The sequence below is a fragment of the Cupriavidus necator genome (assembly GCF_040578825.1).
GTDB classification, from domain to species: domain Bacteria; phylum Pseudomonadota; class Gammaproteobacteria; order Burkholderiales; family Burkholderiaceae; genus Cupriavidus; species Cupriavidus necator_E.
Genome location: NZ_JBEFLI010000013.1, coordinates 68,423 through 88,244, shown reverse-complemented (window position 1 = coordinate 88,244; position 19,822 = coordinate 68,423). Strand labels below are relative to the sequence as shown.

The 19,822-nt window shown below is 69.0% G+C and carries 19 protein-coding genes; 15 read left to right on the top strand and 4 right to left on the bottom strand.

Translation table 11 applies throughout. The features are described from left to right. Positions 1–8: 8 nt before the first annotated feature. Together sctR and sctQ are read right to left on the bottom strand one after the other, a co-directional pair. A complete protein-coding gene (sctR, locus tag AB1I47_RS09465) occupies positions 9–668 on the bottom strand; it encodes a type III secretion system export apparatus subunit SctR (RefSeq protein WP_354683488.1) in 660 nt (219 codons plus the stop codon). A gap of 16 nt (positions 669–684) precedes the next feature. Next, positions 685–1,818: a type III secretion system cytoplasmic ring protein SctQ gene (gene sctQ / locus AB1I47_RS09460; protein WP_354683487.1), complete on the bottom strand. Its 1,134-nt coding sequence runs from the start codon at positions 1,816–1,818 to the stop codon at positions 685–687. A gap of 251 nt (positions 1,819–2,069) precedes the next feature. Between sctQ and sctV the strand changes: the two genes are divergently transcribed. The 13 genes from sctV to AB1I47_RS09395 all read left to right on the top strand — a co-directional run bounded on the left by sctV (position 2,070) and on the right by AB1I47_RS09395 (position 14,287). Continuing rightward, positions 2,070–4,208: a type III secretion system export apparatus subunit SctV gene (gene sctV, locus AB1I47_RS09455; protein WP_354683486.1), complete on the top strand. Its 2,139-nt coding sequence runs from the start codon at positions 2,070–2,072 to the stop codon at positions 4,206–4,208. A 23-nt stretch (positions 4,209–4,231) separates the two neighbouring features. Continuing rightward, positions 4,232–4,498 (top strand): flagellar biosynthetic protein FliQ, encoded by a 267-nt coding sequence (locus AB1I47_RS09450; RefSeq protein WP_354683485.1) that lies wholly within the window; start codon positions 4,232–4,234, stop codon positions 4,496–4,498. A 56-nt stretch (positions 4,499–4,554) separates the two neighbouring features. Then, complete coding sequence (gene sctC, locus AB1I47_RS09445) at positions 4,555–6,300, top strand: type III secretion system outer membrane ring subunit SctC (protein WP_354683484.1); 1,746 nt, start codon at positions 4,555–4,557, stop codon at positions 6,298–6,300. Then, on the top strand, positions 6,300–7,466 hold the full coding sequence (locus tag AB1I47_RS09440; RefSeq protein ID WP_354683483.1) for a type III secretion system protein SctD: 1,167 nt from the start codon (positions 6,300–6,302) through the stop codon (positions 7,464–7,466). Before sctC ends, AB1I47_RS09440 begins: the two co-directional genes overlap by 1 nt. Before the next feature lie 108 nt (positions 7,467–7,574). Next, positions 7,575–7,775 carry a hypothetical protein gene (locus AB1I47_RS09435; protein WP_354683482.1) on the top strand — a complete coding sequence of 67 codons (201 nt, stop codon included), beginning with the start codon at positions 7,575–7,577 and terminating at the stop codon, positions 7,773–7,775. 100 nt (positions 7,776–7,875) lie between these two features. Continuing rightward, positions 7,876–8,325: a hypothetical protein gene (locus AB1I47_RS09430; RefSeq protein ID WP_354683481.1), complete on the top strand. Its 450-nt coding sequence runs from the start codon at positions 7,876–7,878 to the stop codon at positions 8,323–8,325. Beyond that, positions 8,322–9,119: a type III secretion system inner membrane ring lipoprotein SctJ gene (sctJ, locus tag AB1I47_RS09425; protein ID WP_354683480.1), complete on the top strand. Its 798-nt coding sequence runs from the start codon at positions 8,322–8,324 to the stop codon at positions 9,117–9,119. The genes AB1I47_RS09430 and sctJ overlap by 4 nt, the downstream gene beginning before the upstream one ends. Beyond that, positions 9,116–9,952 (top strand): type III secretion system protein SctK, encoded by an 837-nt coding sequence (locus AB1I47_RS09420; RefSeq protein ID WP_354683479.1) that lies wholly within the window; start codon positions 9,116–9,118, stop codon positions 9,950–9,952. The genes sctJ and AB1I47_RS09420 overlap by 4 nt, the downstream gene beginning before the upstream one ends. Then, on the top strand, positions 9,934–10,542 hold the full coding sequence (locus AB1I47_RS09415) for an HrpE/YscL family type III secretion apparatus protein (protein WP_354683478.1): 609 nt from the start codon (positions 9,934–9,936) through the stop codon (positions 10,540–10,542). The genes AB1I47_RS09420 and AB1I47_RS09415 overlap by 19 nt, the downstream gene beginning before the upstream one ends. 6 nt (positions 10,543–10,548) lie before the next feature. Next, positions 10,549–11,931 carry a FliI/YscN family ATPase gene (locus AB1I47_RS09410; RefSeq protein ID WP_354683477.1) on the top strand — a complete coding sequence of 461 codons (1,383 nt, stop codon included), beginning with the start codon at positions 10,549–10,551 and terminating at the stop codon, positions 11,929–11,931. Further along, positions 11,928–12,431: a flagellar FliJ family protein gene (locus AB1I47_RS09405; protein WP_354683476.1), complete on the top strand. Its 504-nt coding sequence runs from the start codon at positions 11,928–11,930 to the stop codon at positions 12,429–12,431. Before AB1I47_RS09410 ends, AB1I47_RS09405 begins: the two co-directional genes overlap by 4 nt. 2 nt (positions 12,432–12,433) lie before the next feature. Further along, positions 12,434–13,243, top strand: a complete 810-nt coding sequence (gene sctT, locus AB1I47_RS09400) for a type III secretion system export apparatus subunit SctT (protein ID WP_354683475.1) — start codon at positions 12,434–12,436, stop codon at positions 13,241–13,243. 9 nt (positions 13,244–13,252) lie between these two features. Further along, the gene (locus AB1I47_RS09395; RefSeq protein WP_354683474.1) at positions 13,253–14,287 is read left to right on the top strand and encodes an EscU/YscU/HrcU family type III secretion system export apparatus switch protein; all 1,035 of its coding nucleotides are present in this window, start codon (positions 13,253–13,255) and stop codon (positions 14,285–14,287) included. Positions 14,288–14,432: 145 nt separating this feature from the next. Here the strand turns inward: AB1I47_RS09395 and AB1I47_RS09390 are convergent, their stop codons facing one another. Beyond that, the gene (locus AB1I47_RS09390) at positions 14,433–15,425 is read right to left on the bottom strand and encodes a helix-turn-helix transcriptional regulator (RefSeq protein WP_354683473.1); all 993 of its coding nucleotides are present in this window, start codon (positions 15,423–15,425) and stop codon (positions 14,433–14,435) included. A 572-nt stretch (positions 15,426–15,997) separates the two neighbouring features. Then, on the bottom strand, positions 15,998–17,314 hold the full coding sequence (locus AB1I47_RS09385; RefSeq protein ID WP_354683472.1) for an MFS transporter: 1,317 nt from the start codon (positions 17,312–17,314) through the stop codon (positions 15,998–16,000). A gap of 465 nt (positions 17,315–17,779) precedes the next feature. Between AB1I47_RS09385 and AB1I47_RS09380 the strand changes: the two genes are divergently transcribed. Both AB1I47_RS09380 and AB1I47_RS09375 read left to right on the top strand, forming a co-directional pair. Next, positions 17,780–18,385, top strand: coding sequence for an SRPBCC family protein (locus AB1I47_RS09380; protein ID WP_354683471.1), 606 nt, complete (start codon positions 17,780–17,782; stop codon positions 18,383–18,385). 345 nt (positions 18,386–18,730) lie between these two features. After that, the gene (locus AB1I47_RS09375) at positions 18,731–19,702 is read left to right on the top strand and encodes a LysR family transcriptional regulator (protein ID WP_354683470.1); all 972 of its coding nucleotides are present in this window, start codon (positions 18,731–18,733) and stop codon (positions 19,700–19,702) included. The last annotated feature ends 120 nt before the right edge of the window (positions 19,703–19,822 follow it).

Below are 19,822 nucleotides of genomic sequence, written 5' to 3'. Positions count from 1 at the left end.
GCCGAAGCTCACCGATACGACAACACCAACCCCTGTATCAACTGCGTCCACCCCTCCAGCATCACGAACAACAACAACTTGAACGGTACCGATATCGTGGTCGGCGCCACCATCGACATCCCCAGCGACAGCAAGATCGCCGCGACGATCAGGTCCACCACCACAAACACCAGATAAACCACGAAGCCGATCTGGAAAGCCCGCGTCAGCTCCGACAGCGTAAAGCTCGGGATCAGCACCATCATGTCGTCCGACTTCAGGTCTTCGGCGCGGCCTTCCGGCCAGATGCGCTTGGCTGACTGGACAAAGAACGTCCGATTGCGCTCCTCGGTATGCTTGACCAGGAACGCCTTCAACGGCCCGCTGACCGCATCGTAGACGGTGACCACGTCGTTGACGTTGAACGCGGTGTTGGCATCCGCGCGGCGCTTGATGGCGTCGAAGGCGTCGGAGCCGATCGGGGCCATGATGTAGGCCGTCAGGATGATGGCGATGCCGTTGAGCACCATGTTCGGCGGCACCTGTTGCAGCCCGAGCGCGGCGCGCAGCAGGCCGAACACGATCACCAGCTTGGTATAGCTGGTGACCATCAGCGCGACGAACGGCGCGATGCCGAACGTCAGGATGACGGTGAGGATCAGTACCGGGTTGTAGAGTCCGCTGTTCATCGCGCTGCTGCGGTATCTATGCGTCGCCGGCGGCGAAGCCGGTGATGCGCACGCCGAGGCGGTTGCCCACCGCGATCAGCGTGCCGGTGCCGATGCGGTTGCCATTGGCGACGATGCGCACCTCGCTCTGCTTGAGCGGCTGCGGCAGCTCGAATACATAGCCGGGGCCCACCGCGCGCAGTTCGGCCAGCGGCACCGCCACATCGCCCACTTCAAAGCGCAGCGTGACCTCCAGGTTGTCGAGGCGCGACAGCGGCGGCTGCGCGGCATCGGGATGGGGGATGGGCTGCGGCTGCTGCGCGTTGTCTCGTTCTTCCATATGCGCTCCGTTTGAAACGTCTGTTCTATCCGCGCCACCGGGCTGCACGATCAGCCGCCGGCCCTCGGCCAGGGCGGTCCAGCCGGGGCCGTTGCGGCCGGTGGTGCAGCGCACGACCAGCGCGCTGCCCTGAGAGTGCCAGTGGTCGATGCCGAGGATGTCGCCGGGCTCGATGCCGCGCATTTCGCCCACGGCCAGCCGCGTGGTGCCGATACGCACGGCGAGCGGCACGGCCAGCCTTTCGGTCCATGCGGCGTGCGCGGGGAGGCGGCCGGCGGGCGCCGCGGCGAGCCGCTCGGGCTGGTCGAGCTGCAGCGTGCCGCGCAGCCGCGTCGGCGCGGTGTCGCGGCGCAGTTCAAAGCCGAAGGCATGCGCGGATGGCGCAGCCTGCGCGCGGCCGGCGTCGGGCTGCCAGGTGAACGCGTCCGGCTGCGTGCGGCACAGCGCCGCCACGGCATCGGCCAGCGCATCGGCGATCAATGCATGGCGCAGCAGGCCGGGAAGCGATTCGGCCGCGCCGGGCTCGCCCAGCAGCAACCGTTCGCTGGCCACGTCCCAGCGCAGCACGCCGTGGCTGCTGCCGAGCGTGAAGGCGTAGCCTGCATCGGCGCGCGTGGCGATCGCCGGATCGGCGGGCACGAAGCGCAACTGCCAGTCCAGGCCCGCCACCCGCACCTGCAATGGCGCGGTACGGCAGATCAGCCGGTTGGACAGCCGCGCGATCTCCGGCTCCAGATGCGGCAGCGCCGGCGAGGCATCGAGCGATGCCGTCACCAGGCGCGCGGCCGTGTCGGCCGCATGCACGGTCACGCGCGCAGTGGGCGCGGGCACAGGGGCTGGCGTTTGGCGATGCAGGCTGGATGGCATATCGGCAGGCAATTCCCGTCGGACGTCGAGGTCGGCGCAACGAGTTCGAACGATACGCAGCCGGGTGCAGCCGCGTCCACTACGAGCCCTTGTAGGCGTGCCCCCGCAGTTACGAGAAGTTACGAAATGTGCCGCAGCCGCTACGAATCCTCGGTACTGGTCGCTGTGCAGGGGCGGCCATACACTGCGCCCACTGATCCCCACCAGCAAGGGCGATGGCAAAACTTCCGGCTAACCTCACTGCTTTCCCCCGCGGCCTTGGCCCCGGGGCGCCGGGCCTGCAGCAGATGGCCGCGGCGGCGTCGCGCCAGTCAGACCTGGCGCTGACGCTGCTGCTGTTCGCGGTGATCGCGCTGTTCGTGCTGCCGCTGCCCACCTTCCTGCTGGACCTGCTGCTGACGATCAACCTGGGCATGAGCCTGACGCTGCTGATCGTCGCCACCTATATCCCGTCGGCGCTGTCGCTGTCGACCTTCCCGTCGCTGCTGCTGTTCACCACGCTGTTCCGGCTGTCGCTGAACATTGCCTCGACCAAGCTGATCCTGCTGCACGCCAACGCGGGCCACATCATCGACACCTTCGGCAAGCTGATCGTCGGCAACAACGTGGTGGTCGGCGGCGTGGTGTTCCTGATCATCGCGATCGTGCAGTTCATCGTCATCGCCAAGGGCTCTGAGCGCGTGGCCGAGGTGGGTGCGCGTTTTGCGCTGGACGCGATGCCGGGCAAGCAGATGAGCATCGACGCCGACGTGCGCGCCGGCACCATCACCGCCGGCCAGGCGCAGGAGCGCCGCCGCGCGCTGGAGCAGGAATGCCAGCTCCACGGCGCCATGGACGGCGCGATGAAGTTCGTCAAGGGCGATGCCATCGCCGGCGTGGTGATCGCGCTGGTCAATATCCTGGCGGGCATCACCATCGGCACGCTGATGAAGGACATGAGCATCGGCGACGCGCTGCAGCGCTACGCCATCCTGACCATCGGCGACGGCATGGTGTCGCAGATCCCGTCGCTGCTGGTGTCGATCGCGGCCGGCGTGGTGATTACCCGCGTGTCGTCGGACGAGGACCGCACCCGTTCGCTGAACCTGGGCAACGTGATCGGCAAGCAGATCCTGGCGCAGCCCAAGGCGCTGGTGGTGTCGGGCCTGGCGATCGCCGTGTTCGTGGTGGTGCCCGGCTTTCCTAAATGGACCTTCGGGCTGATGGCGCTGGTGGTGGCAGGCGGCGGCTACCTGCTGCTGCGGCGCGCGCAGCGCACCACCGGCACCGTGACCTGGATCGAGATGGCGGACGACGCCGACAGCGCCGCGCGCGAAGGCACGCAGGCGGCGGTGGCGCCGGCGCTGGCGCTGGAACTGGATGAGGGACTGCGGGGGCGCATCGACCTGCGCCTGTTCGAGCAGCGCATGACCACCGCCAAGGGCGAGGTCGAGGCCGAGCTCGGCATGGTGTTTCCGCGGCTGCGCATCCAGCACCGGCCGATGGCCGAGCGCGATGCCTATGCGATCCGCGTGCAGGACGTGGTGGCTTCCGGCGGCGTGCTGCGGCCCGGCAAGCGCCTGCTGGAGCCGGGCGCGCGCGCCCGCGTCGACCAGGGCGAGGCCGAGGTCGGCGCGCCGTTCGGGCCCTTCCAGGAAGTGGTGTGGGTGCCCGCGCCGGCCAGCGGCGAGAACCCGGAAGGCGTGCGCACGCTGGCGTGCGAGGAAGTGCTTGCGGTCCACGTGGGCGCGGTGATCAAGCAGCATGCCGCGCCGCTGCTGGGCATCCAGGACGTGCAGTCGATGATCCACGTGGTCCAGGCGGAGGCGCCGGACCTGGTGATGGAACTGGCGCGCGTGGTGCCGCTGCAGCGCATTACCGACGTGCTGCGCCGGCTGCTGCAGGAAGGCGTGCCCATCCGCAACCTGCGCACGATTTTCGAGAGCCTGGTGACGTGGGCGCCCAAGGAGACCGATGCGATCGCGCTGACCGAGCTGGTGCGCGTCGACCTGGGCCGGCTGATCACCAGCCGCCATGTGGGCGCAAGCCGTTCGCTTGATGCGGTGCTGTTCGAACCCGCGCTGGAAGCGCGCGTGCAGGGCGCGATCGAGAAGGCCGCGCGCGGCAACCTGCTGCTGCTGAGCCACGACGTGACCCGCGATATCCGCGAGCAGCTGCGCGTGCTGCTGGAAAAGGCCGGCGAGAAGGCCGGTGGCGCGCGCGTGGTGGTGGTGGTCAGCGTGGACGTGCGCCGCTATATCAAGCGGCTGATCGAGCCGGTGGCGCCGCGCATCCCGGTGCTGTCGTACCAGGAGGTGGACGAGGACGTGACGCTGGTGCCGGTGGGCTGGATCCAGAACCCGGCCGGCGAGTGAGAGCACATGAAGGCCAACCACCGATGACCGCCGACACCATCCTCGACATCACGCGCCAGGCACTGCTGGTGGTGCTGTGGGTCACGCTGCCGGTGGTGCTGATCGGCACCGTGGTGGCGCTGGTGGTGGCGGTGCTGCAGGCGGTAACGCAGATCCAGGACCAGAGCATCGGCACCTCGACGCGGCTGATCGCGGTGCTGGTGTCGCTGGTGCTGCTGGGCGGCTGGCTCGGCGGCGAGGTGATGAAGTTCGCGCAGCGCGCGCTGCAGACCATGCTGACGTTCCTCTGAGCGCGAGGGGCGCCATGCATCCACAGGCAAGAACAACAACCGACAAGCAGACTGACATGACGCTGGGGCACCACGGGGAACTCGGATCGACCGGCCGCATACTGGCCCGCCGGCACTGGTTGCAGGGGATGGCGCGGCTGTGGCTGTACAGCCTGCTGCTGTGCGCCGCGCTGCAGCCCGCGCGCGCGGCCGACCTGCGCTGGCCCAACAAGCCGTTCCAGGTGTCCGCCAGCGAGAAGCGGCTGCCTGACTTCCTGCGCGAGCTGACCGCTTCGCAGGGCACCACCGCGGTGATCGACCCCAAGGTCGAGGGCACCATCAGCGGCAAGTTCAACGAGTCGGCGCAGCACATCCTGAAGAGCGTCTGTTCGATGTTCGGGCTGACCTACTACTACGACGGCTCGCTGCTCTATATCGACGTGGCCAGCGAAGCGCGCAGCGAGGTGCTGCCGATCGCGCGCGGCTCGGGCATGCGGCTGCGCGATTCGCTGGAGCGGATGCAGGTGCCGGATTCACGCTACCCGATCACCATCAACGATGCCGAAGGCACGCTGATGGTCTCGGGGCCCAAGCGCTATGTCGAGACTGTGCGCGCCGCGGTGCGCGCGGTGGATGATCGCTCGATCGCCGACGAGCGCGCCGAGATCCAGCTTTTCCCGCTCAAGTATTCGTGGGCGTCTGACTTCCGCATCAACCGCGCCGGCAAGGAGATGACCGTGCCGGGCGTGGTCACCGTGCTGCGCAACCTGTACGGGCGCAACCGCGCCCCGGCCACCGGCACCGGCCCGAGCCTGAGCACCAGCCGCGGCGCGACGCGCCAGGCCAAGCTGCGCATGGGCGAGGGCGGTGGCGGCGGCATGGGCATTCCCAGCGCGGACCCGTCGCAGATGCTGGACGCCATGGGCGGCGGCGAGATGGGCATGGGCATGCAGAGCAACTGGGGCAGCGGCCAGTTGCCGCAGTTCCAGGCCGATACCCGGCTCAACGCGGTGATCGTGCGCGACACCCCGGACAAGATGGCGCAGTACCGGCGCCTGATCGAATCGCTGGACGTCAAGCCGCGGCTGGTGGAGATCGAGGTCACTATCATGGATATCAGCCAGGCCGACCTCGACAGCCTGGGCGTCGACTGGCGCCTGCATACGCGCCACGTCGACGTGCAGCTTGGCGGCGGCAACGGCAATCCGGGGCTCGCCTTCGGCAACCTGACCACCGAGGCCGGCACCACGGCCGCGGCGGTGGGCAGCGGGCTGCAGTTCACCGGCGCCATCGGCAGCGACGTCACGCGCTACCTGCTGACGCGGGTCAAGGCGCTGGCCGAGCGCGGGCAGGCGAATTTTGTCGCGCGGCCCAAGGTGCTGACGCTCGACAACACCGAAGCGGCGCTGGAGAACCTGCAGGAGTTCTACGTGCGTGTCGACGGGTTCCAGGACGCGGGCCTGTTCAACGTGACCGCCGGCACGGCGGTGCGCGTGACGCCGCTGGTCGTGGACGAGAAGCAGAACCGCGCGGTGATGCTGACCATCGATATCGCCGACGGCAACCTGTCGGGCGAGACTGTCGACAACATCCCGGTGGTGCGGCGCCGCTCGATCACCACGCAGGCCATGGTGGATGAAGGCAAGAGCCTGCTGATCGCCGGCTATACCACCGAAGAGAAGATCAACGCCACCTCGGGCGTGCCGCTGCTGCAGGACGTGCCGATCATCGGCAACCTGTTCAAGTACCAGGAGAAGCGCCAGAACAACATGGAGCGCTTCTACCTGCTGACGCCGCGCCTGATCGTTCCGGGGATGAGCTGATGGCCGAGTCCCTCTACGATCGCTCCGATCGCACCGATCACGCGGCGCAAGGCGCCTCTGGCTGGACGCTGCGCTTTCTCGGCGGCGATGTCTACGGCCGCCTGGTTACGCTGCGGCGCGGGCCCAATGTGCTGGGCACTGCCGCCGACGTCGATATCAGCGTGCCCGGCACCGACGTGCAGCCGCGCCACCTGGTGCTGAACGTGGGCGACCTGGCGGTGTCCGCCGAACGCATCGGCGAAGCCGGCGTGCAGGTCAACGGCCGTCCCACCACGCAGCGCGCCTTTGCGCTGGCCGGCGGCGACATCCTGACCATCGGCGCGCTCGACGTGGAACTGCTGCGCGCGCAGCCGGGCGCGTCCGAAACCACCGACACGCTGTTTGCCTGGGCCGAGTCCGGCCGCCGCGCCGCGCGCGATGCCGATGCGCAGCAGGCCGCCGGCCGCGGGCCGAACCGCTGGCTGCTGGCCGGCGCGGGCCTGCTGGGCGTGGTGCTGCTGGTGGGCGCCGGCTGGATGGCCGCGACCTTTGCCAATGCGGGGCTCGCGCCGCGCGCGCAGCAGGCCGACCCCGCGGCGGTGCGCAAGACGGTGGCCGCGTATCCGGAGCTGGAAGTGGTGTCGCTGCCCAACGGCACGGTCACGGTCAAGGGCTTCGTCAATTCGCGCGTCGACCGGCAGCGCATCGTGCAGGCGCTGGCGCCGTATGGCCGTGGCGTGCAGCAGCAGGTGCGCTCGGCCGATGACCTGATCGAGCATATCCAGCGCTATATCGACGAGCCCGGCGTGGGCATCGCCTACCAGGGCCAGGGCCGCGTGCTGCTGACCGGCACCGCCGATCCGGTGGGCGGGCGCGACAAGGTCAAGCGCGTGATCGAGGACCTGCATCCCGGCGTGCTGGTGTCGGACAAGATCGACTATCGCGAAACCGCCGACAGCAAGCGCCGCCAGTTGCGCGAGGGGCGCATGGAGAACTGGCAGGGCGTGTTCCCGGCGCGCGTGGTCAGCATTACCGAGGACGGCAACGGTACGCGCTCCGTGCAGCTTGCCAACGGCGCGCGCTATTTCGAAGGCGCGGTGCTGAAGAACGGCGCCGAGATCGAACGGATCGACGCGGACGGCGTGGTGCTGAAGGACAGCCCGGTGCCGCCGCAGGCACGGCGATGAGGAAAGCGAACCCCACGCCCGTGCCGATGAATTTGCGCCAGCCGGCGCAAATGCCGCTTGCCCCCGGAGGGCAGGTGTATGACGCCAACCTACCTGAAGGAGATTGTCATGGCTGAAGTCGACCTCAATGCCAAGATGAATGAAATCCAGCAGAAAGCTCAGGAGTTCTCCGTGAACATCCTGAACCTGCAGGACACGCTGACGCGCCAGAACGCCGTGGTCAGCAGCGAAATGGCCCACAACACGCAGAAGGCCAACCTGATCCAGGGTGCGATGCAGGACGTCAAGCAGACATCCCGCACCAACTGACGGCGGCTGGCGCGGCCGCGTCCGGGGGCGGACCGCCGCGCCAGACCGCCAAGGGGCCCCCGGTTTCCCGGGGGGCCGAACGCATTGCAAGGAGAGCCATATGGACCCGACCGCAACCGCCGCCACTGGCGCTGTCTCCGATACCGCCACCGTCGCGGCGCACCAGTCGCCGGCAGGCGCCGGCGCACCGGCGGACCCGCAGCAGGCGCAGGAGTTTGCCCAGATGGTGCAGCAGGGGCGCGCCGCCGACGGCTCGCGCACCGCGCACGTCGCGCAGGCGGCGGACCCCACTTCCACCACATTGGGCAATGCCATCCGCGCCAGCTACGTCTCGGCCGGCGAGGAATCGGCACGGCAGGCCGCGCGGCTGCAGGAACTGCGCGACGGCATGTTCGCCTCGATGTACCAGGGCAATACCACCGAGGTGGTCTACCAGGCCATGATGCTGCAGACGCAGTCGCTCGAGCTGTTCTCATCGATCCACGTGACGTCGAGCATCGGCAGCGCCGGGACCAACCTGTTCAACAGCCTGCTGAAGAACCAGCAATGACGCCCACGCCACCGCTGTCTTCAAGCCTTGCGCGCGCCGCGCGCCTGGCGCCCGCGCTGCTGGCGCTGGCGCTGGCCGCGTGCAAGGTCGACCTGTATGCATCGCTGAACGAACCCGAGGCCAACCAGGTGCTGGCCGCGCTGACCGCCGAAGGCATCGACGCCGAGAAGGCGCGCACCGGCGACAGCGGCGGCGGCAACGAGGGGCTGTGGAGCGTGCGTGTCGAGGAATCGCAGCTGCCCGCCGCGCTGGAGGTCCTGCGCAGCGAAGGGCTGCCGGGCGAGCGCTTTGCCTCGCTGGGGCAGGTGTTCCAGAAGCAGGGCCTGGTCGCCACGCCGACCGAAGAGCGCATGCGCTATATCTTCGCGCTGTCGCAGGAACTGTCGGAGACGCTGCGCAATATCGACGGCGTGGTCACGGCGCGCGTGCACGTGGTGATCCCCGCCAACGATCCGCTGTCGGACAAGATCCGGCCGTCGTCGGCGGCGGTGTTTATCAAGCATCGGTCCGATACCGACCTGCGGCTGCTGGTACCGACCGTCAAGGACATGGTCGCGCACAGCATCGAGGGCGTGACCCACGACAACGTATCGCTGTCGCTGGTCGAGGCGCGCCCGTTCGCGCCGGTCGCGGCAGCGCATGTGCCCGCGAACGGCTTCCCGGTCGGGCGCTTCGCGGCCATCGCCGTGGCCGCGGTGGCCGCCATCGCGCAGCTCGCGGCCGCCGCGGTGGCGTGGCAGCGCGGCGGGCTGCGCTGGCTGCGGCGCCGGGTGGTGCCGCGGAGCGCGCAGTGAACCTGTCTGCCGCCGGCACCTCGCCAGCGTTTGGCGCACCGTTGCCGGGCGCGCTGTCCACCGCGCTGGCGCCCGCACCGCTGGCATTGCCAGACCCGGCGCTGGCGCGCGCGGTGGCGGGCTTCGTGCAGCGGCCGCTGGAACACCTGCACCCCAGCTGGCTGCCGGCCGACTGGCCGGTCGCCTGGCGCCGGCCCGGCAGGTTCGGCGCGGCCGCGGCCAACGTGCTGGCGCAGCCGCTGGGGCTGGCCGGCGACGGCGCCACCCGCGACGCCGTGACCGGCAGCCTGCTGGCGCCCAACCACGATCCGCTGGTGCGGCTGGTGCTGATGGCGCGCAGCGACCTGCGGCTGCTGGCGTTATGGCTGGGGCTGGCGGTGCACAAGACGGGTTTTGCCAGCGAGCGCCGCATGCTGCCGTCGCAGCTCACCGACAGCATCGCACCGCTGCCGGGCGCGCTGGCCGCACCGCTGATCGGCAGCACGCCGCGCGCGATGCGCCGCGCCGCGCGGCGGCTCGACCGCCAGGCGGTGGCCTTTATCCTGAAGCGCGTGCCGGAACTGCCGGCGCTGCCGATGAACCTGGCGCCGATGCGCGCGCGGCCTGCCTGTGCCGGCCGGCTGATGGCAGAGCGCGGCTATCGGCTGCTGTGCGGGTTGCTGTCCGCGCCACGGCATGCGCCGTTGCTGCATGCGCTGCGCCACAAATTCCCGCGCCGCCTCGCTGCACTGTCGCCCGCGCCGCTGACGCCGGCGCAGTCGGGCCAGTTGCGCGAACTGCTGCTGCTCAACCTGATCCCTGAACGATTCCCGGCATGGCACTGGCTTTTCTGATCACGAGCGAGAACCTGCAGCTGCTGTCCGAGCGCAAGGTGCTGAAGGAAGCGGAATACGCCGCGCTGATGGACGCCGCGGAGGTAATCGAGTCCGCGCGCCGCGAGGCGCTGCATATCCGCACCGAAGCGCAGCGTGAAGCCGAGGAGCGGCGCCAGCACGGCTACCGCGAAGGCTGGGCGCGCGCGCACGCCGACCACGCCGCCGCGCAGGTCAGCGCCGCCGCCGAAGCCGAGCGCCAGTTGGGCGCGATGCGCCGCACCATGGCCGAGATCGTGATGAAGGCGGTGCAGCAGATCGCCGGCGAGCTCGATCCCGACATCATCCTGGAGGTGGCGCTGCAGCGCGTGGAAGCGCTGGTGCGCGCCGAGCCCTTTATCACCATCCAGATCCCGCTGGGCCGCGAGCAGGCCGTGCGCGGGCTGCTCGACCGGCTGGCCGAGACGCAGGAATGGCCGCGCCGCGCCAACGTGGTGGTGGAGCCGGGGCTGGAGCCCGACGCCTGCCGCATCCAGACCCCCTCGGGCACCATGGAAGTGGGCCTGCAGGCCCAGCTCGAAGCCTTTGCGCGCCGCCTGCGGGCGGGCTGAACACCGATGCCCAACGAACTGCCCGCCACCGATATCGAAGCCGCGCTGCAGCACGCCGCGGCGGACCTGGAACGCGCCTTCGAACATTTCACGCCGGTGGCGATGCGCGGCCGCGTCAGCAAGGCCGTGGGCATGCTGATCAATGCCACCGGCATCCAGGCGCATGTGGGCGAACTGTGCCAGCTCGTCACGCCGGGCGAGCCACCGCTGCTGGCCGAGGTGGTCGGCTTCGTGCAGCAGACCGCGTTGCTGACGCCGCTGGGCCGCACTACCGGCGTATCGGCGCTGACCGAGGTCATCCCCTCCGCGCACGGGCACGAGTGTCCGGCCGGCGCCGCGCTGCTGGGCCGCGTGCTCGACGCGCTGGGCGAGCCCATCGACGGCAAGGGCGGGCTCGACGGCGTGACGCGCGTGCCGGTCGACAACGAGCCGCCCGACCCGCTGACCCGCCGGCTGATCCGCGAGCCGCTCGCCACCGGCGTGCGCGCCATCGACGGGCTGCTGACACTGGGCGAGGGCCAGCGCGTGGGCATCTTCGCGCCGCCGGGCGTGGGCAAGAGCACCTTGTTGGGGATGCTGGCGCGCGGCGCGTCGAGCGATGTCAACGTGGTGGCGCTGGTCGGCGAGCGCGGCCGCGAGGTGCGCGAATTCATCGAATACAACCTGGGGCCGGAGGGCATGGCGCGCACGGTGCTGGTGGTGTCCACCTCCGACCGCTCGCCGATGGAGCGCGTGCGCTGCGCCTACACCGCCACCGCGATTGCCGAGCATTTCCGCGACCAGGGCCGCCGCGTGCTGCTGCTGGTCGATTCGCTGACGCGCTTCGCGCGCGCGCAGCGCGAGATCGGACTGGCCAGCGGCGAGCCGCCGACGCGGCGCAGCTATCCGCCGTCGGTGTTCTCGATGCTGCCGCAGTTGCTGGAGCGCGCCGGCACCGGCGTGCAGGGCTCGATCACCGCGGCGTATACGGTGCTGACCGAGGGCGAGGACGACAGCGACCCGATCGCCGAGGAAGTGCGCTCGATCCTGGACGGCCATATCGTGCTGTCGCGCAAGCTGGCCAGTGCCGGGCAATATCCGCCGGTGGATGTGCTGCAGTCGGTCAGCCGGGTCATGCCGCAGGTGGTGGCCGGCGCCCATGCGCGCGACGCGGCACGGCTGCGGCAACTGCTGGCCAAGTTCCAGGAGATGGAGCTGCTGCTGCAGATCGGCGAATACCGGCCCGGTGCCGACCCGGTCGCCGACGCCGCCGTGGCCGCCATCCAGAACATGCGCGCCTACCTGGCCCAGCCAGCGGCGCGGCTCGATACCTTCGCCGGTGCCGTCGACAAGCTGGCGCAGGCCATCCGCGTGCCCGAGCCGGGCCCGCGCGCAGGAGAGGCAGCATGACGCAGACCACCACGGACCCGCGCCTGGGCCAGCTCGAAACCGTACGCCAGCGCCGCCAGGACGAGGCCATGCGCGTGATGCAGCAGCGCCGCGCGCATGTGATGGCGGGCCTGCGCGACGCCGAGGCCGCGCAGCAGGCGGTCAACGCCGCGCTGGCCGAACGCGCCGCGTTTATCGACCGGCTGCGCCGGGGCGCGTCGCAGGGCGGGGTGTCGGTCTCCGGACTGCTGGATGCGCAGGGCTGGCAGACCGCGTTCGACGCGCGCATCGCCCGCGCCAATGCCCGGCTGGGCGAAGTGCTGGACGACGTGGCGCAACGCCGCGCCACCTTTGACGACAGCCGGCGCGCACTGCTGCGCGCCCAGGCCAGGCTGGAAGGCGCGCGCGAACTGGCCGTGCGCGACCGCCGCGCCGCGCAGGCCGGTGCCGAGCGCCGCGAGGACGAGGCCGTCGACGAAGCGGCCGCCCGTGCGTGGCATGCCGCCGCGCTGCGCGCCTGAGCATGCAGGGCGACCTGCTCGATCCCAGCCTGCTGTTCCAGTGGGGCCGCGAGGTCATCATGCCGATCGTGATGGTGATGCCGCGCCTGCTGACGGCGTTTACGGTGCTGCCGTTCCTGTCGCAGCAGGCCATTCCCGGCGTGGCGCGCAACGGCATCGTACTGGCGATCGCGCTGTTCGTGTCGCCGGGCGCGCGCATCGACTTCGACGCCATCGTCGGCGGCCTGTGGCTGGTGCTGATCTTCAAGGAGGCCTTTATCGGCCTGCTGCTGGGCATGGCCTTCGGGCTGTTCTTTGTCGCGCTGCAGATGATCGGCGAGCTGATCGACTTCCAGACCGGCTCGGGGAACGCCACCTTCTTCGACCCGGTCACGCAGCAGGAAGACGGCCCGATGGAGAACCTGCTGTCGCACTTCGGCATCGCGTTGTTCGCTTCGCTGGGCGGCTTCTTTGCCATGACCGGCGTGATCGTAGAATCGTTTGCATTCTGGCCGGTGATGTCGTTCGGGCCGGAGATGTCGCTGGCATCGATGGGCTTTGCCAACCTGTACGCCGGCACCATGTTCTCGTGGGTGGTCAAGCTGGCGGCGCCGATCCTGTTGCTGCTGGTGATCGTGGAGCTGGGTTTTGCGCTGATCGCGCGCTTCGTGCCGCAGTTCGACGTGTTCCAGTTCGCGCAGCCGGTCAAGATCACGGTGGCGCTGCTGATGCTGGTGCTGATGCTGGCGGTGATGGTGGATTCGCTGCAGGGCTTCCTGCGGCCCGACAATGTGCTGATCGAGTTGCTGCGCAAGGGCGCGCCGGCGCCCTAGACTGACGACATGAGCGATAGCGAAAAGAACCTTGAAGCCACCCAGCGCAAGCTGGACGAGGCGCGCAAGCGCGGCGAGGTACCGCGCAGCGCCGATGTGACTTCGTCGGTGGTGTTCCTCGGCGTGCTGGCCGGGCTATGGCTGCTGGGCCGCTATTTCGTGCGGCTGTTCCAGGCGCTGTGGCACAACGCCATGGGCAGCGTGCCGCAGCACCTGGTGGACCAGCAGATGCTGGTGCTGGGCGAGGCCGGCGCGCGCTTCCTGCTGATGGGGGTGTTGCCGATCGCCGCGATCGCGCTGGTGTGCGGCGTCGTCGGTGCCTTCTTGCAGGTGGGGCCGCTGGTGGCGTTCGAGCAGATCAAGCCCAACCTGGCGCGGCTGAACCCGGCTGAGGGCCTGAAGCGCATGTTCGCGGTGCGCAACCTGGTGAACCTGGTCAAGATCCTCGTCAAGATCGCGCTGCTGGGCGGGCTGGTGTACGTGCTGGCACTGGGCGCGATCGAGGACGGCGTGCGCACCGGGTACGCGCGGCCGCCGGAGATCCTGCTGCTGGTGGCCTACATCATCCTGCGCATGTGCTGCTGGGCCGCGGTGATCTACCTCGTGATGGCGGTGGTGGACTACGTGCACGAGCGCTACCAGTTCATGAAGCGCCAGCGCATGAGCGTGGAGGAGTACCGGCGCGAGTACAAGGAGACGCAGGGCGATCCGATCATGGCCGGACGCCGGCGCGCCGCGTTCTTCGAGGCGGCGTTCTTTGGCGTGGGCGAGCGGGTCAGGGTATCGACGGCGGTGGTGTATTCCACGCAGTATGCGGTGGCGCTGCGCTACGACGGCCCGGGCACGCTGCCCAAGGTGGTGGCCAAGGGCAGCGGCCACGTGGCCGCGCGCATCCGCCAGGCGGCGGCGGACTACCTGATCCCGTCGGCGTTCGATTCCGAGCTGGCGCAGCGGTTGTATCTGAACGTGCCGCTGGACCGGTTTATCGACCGGACGCTGTTTGAGCGGGTGGCTGACTTAATGCGGTGGGCCAAGGGCGAGTGATGGTGGCTCGGACGTCCTCTGCCGCTGGTTTGCTCCCCTCTCCCGCAAGCGGGAGAGGGAGCACGCAATCGGTCCGGCGAAAGCCAACGCCAAAGCGAAGGCCAACGCCAAAGTCAAAGCCAATGCCAAAACCAACGCCAGAAAACTAAGCCGCGATCACGCCTTCCGCATCCTGTACCCGGTCCACGGACAGCGGCGCGCCCACAGGCCGCAGCAGCGTCGCTGCACTCGCCAGCTGCACGCGGTTGCGCACGCCGAAGTGGCTGCGCAGCCGACGCATGTGGTAATCGACATTGAAGATCGACATCGCCATGCGCCGCGCAATCTCCTTGTCGGACAGACCCTGCGCCAGGCAGGCGAGGATATCGCGCTGCACGTCGGACAGCCCTTCGCGATGACGCCCGGCAAAGGCGGGGATCTCGACATGGCAGGTCAGGAACTCATGCAGCGCCAGTCCCGTCGCCAGCGCCTGCCCGACCACGGAATCGCCGATCCAGCGCCGGCTCTCGATGCCGGACATAAAGCTGATCAGCACGAAGTCGCTGCTGCCCGGCATCGGCAGGTTCAGGAAGATGCCGCTGCGGATACCGGCATCGCGCAGGTCGTCGAAGAAGCGGCGGCGGCGCAGCGGCGGCACGTTGCCGGCCGGCATCTGTGCCAGGTCGTCGGCGTCCCACACGGTCGGCAGGCCGTAGGTGCCGGGCTGCGGGTTGCGCGGGTCGATCTCGTAGTAGCGCTCGCGGAAGTAGCGCTCGCGCCAGCCGGGCGCGGAGTAGGTCTCGAAGAAGGTGCGCGGCTGGATCTGGCCGCCCACGTTGGCGGCGGTGCCATAGCCGAGCCAGTCGAAGCCGATCGCGCGGATGGCCGACTCCATCACCGTCGTTCGGCCCTCATGCGTGGCTTCCGCCTGCAGCGCGGTCACCAGGCCGGGCGTGGCGCCATGGCGCACGCGCTGCCTGACCGGCACCAGGTGGCGCTCGCCGAATACCTTGATGCCGTTGTTGGCCACCAGCGCAGGGGCGATGCCGGCGCCGGGGCGCAGCGGCCCGGTGGTAGTGGGGCTGGTGGTGGGGCTGGCTGTGCCATACGTGAACGCCCCCGCGTCACTGTACGGCACGACTTCCACATCTTTGATCATTGAGGCCTCCGACAACGAGTCTTTGGCGCGCGGCATCGGCCTCGTGAGCCGGCCGCCGCGTGCAAATGGGGGGTCTGCCTTCGCGGCGGCGATGCGTGCGCGCAGTGCCTCGTGCCGGTCGCGACCGTCCGTCCCCTGGAATGGAGATGGCGGCCATCGCCAGCGCGTATCGCGCCTGCGCCGCATTGCCGTCGGGCTGGCAAGCCCAACATACTGCTGACCCGGATTCCCGTCGGAAATACCAGGGGCTTGCCCCCGCAAGGGGGCTGCCCGTTATGTAGTTGTCGCACCCCGAAACCATGGCTCCGGCGTCGTGATGCATGCTGTTGAAAATGTCCCGCGATGGCACGCCGCGGGCGTGCGCGGCGCATGGCAGGTCCGCAAACCGGTCCTGCCGCGCGCGTGGTTGTGCTTTTTGATTGGGCGCGCGGACACCGGGGCGGGGTGCGCGTCCCTCGCATGGGTGACGCACCGGCCTGCGACGCATTGTGCGGCAGGGACAGTGGTATCAGAGCCACTTCCCCTGCCGGCCGTAGGGTCTTTTGCGATGCGGATGTCCAGGCGCGCCATGCCTACGCTTCCAGCGCCTTGCCGCGCGTCTCGGGCAGCGTCAGCGCCGCCAGGATCAGCACGCCGTAGGCCGCCGCGGCAAAGATGCCGATGGCATGGCCCAGCGACATCTGCTGGCTGACCTGCCCGATCAGGAACGGGAAGAACGCCCCGATCGCGCGGCCCACGTTGTAGCAAAAGCCCTGGCCCGAGCCGCGCACGCTGGTCGGGAACAGCTCGGTCAGGAACGCGCCCATGCCGGCGAAGATGCCCGAGGCAAAGAAGCCCAGCGGGAAGCCCAGCAGCAGCATCACGGTGTCGTTGACCGGGATATGCGTATAGGCCAGCGCGATCGTCATCGAACCCAGCGCGAACAGGATGAAGTTGCGCTTGCGGCCGATGCGGTCGGTCAGGTAGGCGCTGGTGACATAGCCGATATAGGAGCCCACGATCACCATCGCCAGGTAGCCGCCGGTGCCGAGCACCGTCAGCCCGCGCTCGGTCTTCAGGAAGGTGGGCAGCCAGGTGGTGATGGCGTAGTAGCCGCCCTGCGCGCCGGTGGTCAGCAGCGCGGCGCGCAGCGTCACCGACAGCAGCCTGGGCGAGAAGATCGCGGCGAATGATGCCTTGTCGCTGCTCTGCGCTTCGCGGGCCTTGTGCTCGGTATAGACCTCGGGCTCCTTCACCATGCGGCGCACCACGATCACGAACACCGCCGGCAGCAGGCCGATCAGGAACAGCGCGCGCCATGCGGTCTCGGCCGGCAGCAGCGAGAACACCAGCGCATAGAGCAGGGCCGACAGGCCCCAGCCGATCGCCCAGCCGGCCTGCACCATGCCCACCGCCTTGCCGCGATCCTGCGCGCGAATGGCTTCGCCGATCAGCACCGCGCCGGCGGTCCATTCGCCGCCGAAGCCGAAGCCCATCAGGGCGCGGGCGATCAGCAACTGTTCATAGTTCTGCGCCAGCCCGCACAGGAAGGTGAAGAAGGCAAACCACAGAATGGTCAGTTGCAGCGTGCGCACGCGGCCGATGCGATCCGACAGGATGCCGGCGACCCAGCCGCCCGCGGCCGAAGTCAGCAGCGTGGCGGTGCCGATAAAGCCCGCGTCGGCGCGACTGATGCCCCAGGTGGCGATCAGCGTGGGGATGACGAAGCTGAGGAACTGCGTGTCCATCGCGTCGAGCGCGTAGCCGACCTTGCAGCTCCAGAACGTGCGCCGCTCGTTGGGCGTGATGTCGCGGTACCAGGAAAAGAAACCGCGCGACGGCGCTGCCTCATCGCCGGCGGGTTGCGCCGGATGCTGCGGGCTCTGGATGCTGCCGATCTGCGTTTCCATGCATGCCTCGTCGTGGTATGGCGGTTCAGGCCCTGGGGCCAGGCACCGGCGGGCGGAGTTGCTCTTGTTGTTGTGGAGCGTCCTGCGGTACGCCCCGCTGCCTGCATTCTTGAAATGCCCGGTGCGTCGCGTCCAACTACTTTTTCGGGCGACGGCCGATAAGAAAAACTGATGACTGAGCTGAAAGCGCGTGAATTCGCGGTTTGCGCCGGTTTGCCTGCCGCTGGCATGGCTGCGGCCCGCGGGTTTTCCCTGATCCCCGCGGCGAGCCCTGGCATTCTTCGTTGGGTTGTGCAGGGATCAGCGCGGGCATAAGCATACGGCGCGCCAGCGCGGGCAGGGTGGCCGCATGACTACGGAAATGCGTAGGGTAGGGCGATGGCTACGAACCTTCGGTAATGGCAGCGGGCGCCGCGCTCGGCTAGGCTTGCAGCCATTCCAATGCCGGCGCGCGCCCGCCTCCCTATGCCGAACCCAGCCTGCCTGACCCTGCCAGCCCGTGCGTGCGCCGCGCTGCTGCTTGCCATTGGTATCGCGGCGCCCGCGCAAGCGCAGATGATTGCCGTCGAACGTTCGGTCGAGGTGCAGGCGGACCCGGTGCGCGTGTGGCAGCAGGCCGGCAACTACTGCGGGCTGCCGAAGTGGGACACCGCGTACAAGGACTGCAGCGTGGTACTGGGCGATGGCGGGCCCGGCACGGTACGGCGCATGGCGCGCAAGGCCGGCGGTCTGCCGGCGGTGGATGTGCTGACCGACAAGGGCCCTTACTCGTACAGCTATCGCAAGCTGTCCAACCATACGCGCGGGCGGCTGCAGGTGACAGCGGGCAACGGCGTTGGCACCACGCGCGTGACCTGGCAGTTGTGGCTGGATCCGTCGTCGGTGCCGAACGGCGCGCAGGCGGAATATCCGGCGGCGCTGGCAGAGGATATGCAGATCTCGCTGGAACGGCTGAAGGCGCAGGCCGAGGCCGCGCAGCGGGAAGCTGAAGCTGCGGCGGCACGCGGGCCGGCAAGCACACCGTCGCGCGCGGCGCCGACACCGGCGGAGCCTTCGCCGCTGGGGGCGTGAAGGGCGCACGTCGGTATGCAAGCGCCTGCCCTCTCACCCGGCCCCACTCCCGCAGGCGGGAGAGGGGAGCAGACCGGCAGGCATTGAAAAGCCGCACTGTGTGGAGGCGTTCGAACACCAAAGCACTGAATATAGGCCACCACCCCACGCGAACGCTCTTCTCTCCCGCTTGCGGGAGAGGGGAGCAACCAGAGCGCAAGCCGGGCCCCCAGGCACGCACCCTGCATCCCCTCAACCCACCAAACCAATCCCCATCCTCAAACGCTTGTTCGCCTCCCCGCCATCGCGTAGATTCTGTCGCTTGCCAGCCCGGCCGCCGCAGCGACATCCCCCCGCACATCGCCCATGAACCTGCGCTTTCTCGAAACCTTCGTCTGGGTCGCACGCCTGCGCAGCTTCAGGCTGACCGCCGAGAAGCTGTTCAGCACCCAGGCCTCCATTTCCAGCCGCATCGCGGTGCTGGAAGAGGACCTGGGCGTCAAGCTGTTCCTGCGCGATTCGCGCGGCGTGACGCTGACGCCGGAAGGCCAGCGCGTGCTGGAATATGCCGAGAAGATGGTGAACACCATGCACCATATGCGGCAGTCGCTGGACCGTTCGCGCGCCATTGCGGGGCGCGTGCGCATCGGCGCGATGGACTCGGTGATCCATACCTGGTTGTCGACAGTGGTCAAGCGCGCCATGCGGGCCTACCCGGCGCTGGAAATCGAGCTGACCGCCGATGCCGCGCTCAACCTGTGCGACCAGCTGCAGAAGGGCTATCTCGACGTCATCTTCCAGACCGACCTGCTGCGCCTGGAAACCGTGCGCAATATCGAGCTGGCGCGCTACCCGATCCGCTGGATCGTCGCCACCGGCTCGGTCTATGACCGGCCCTATGCCTCGCTGGAAGAGCTTGCCGCAGAGCGCGTCATCACCTTCGTCAAGAACTCGCGCCCGCACCAGGACATCCTGAGCCTATTCCACCTGAACGGCGTATCGTCGCCGCGCATCAACTGCGTCAACTCGGTGGCGGCGATGACGCGGCTGATCGGCGACGGCTTCGGCATCGGCGCGGTGCCGCCGGCGCTGGTGCGCAAGGAGCTGGCCGACGGCACGCTGTCGGTGGTGGACGTGGAGAACCATCCGCCGGCGCTGGATATCGTGGCGTCATGGCGCATCGGCGCGGGGCTGGAGGTCAACGAATCGATCGTCGGGCTGGCCACCGCGGTAGTGGCGGAGTTCTGCGCGGAGGTGGGCGAAGAGATGGCCGTGCCGATGCAGCCGGCGGGCACGACGGCGCCGGATGCGGCGGCCACGCCCCACGCAGGCTCGTAGTCATCGGATTCCTTTATCGCGCTCCATCCGAAAGATTTGTTGGACGGCAGGGCGCCGCGGCAACCAGAATCGACTGGTCAACGTAGCCTGCGCGCCCTCCGGCGTGCTTTCCAGCCGACC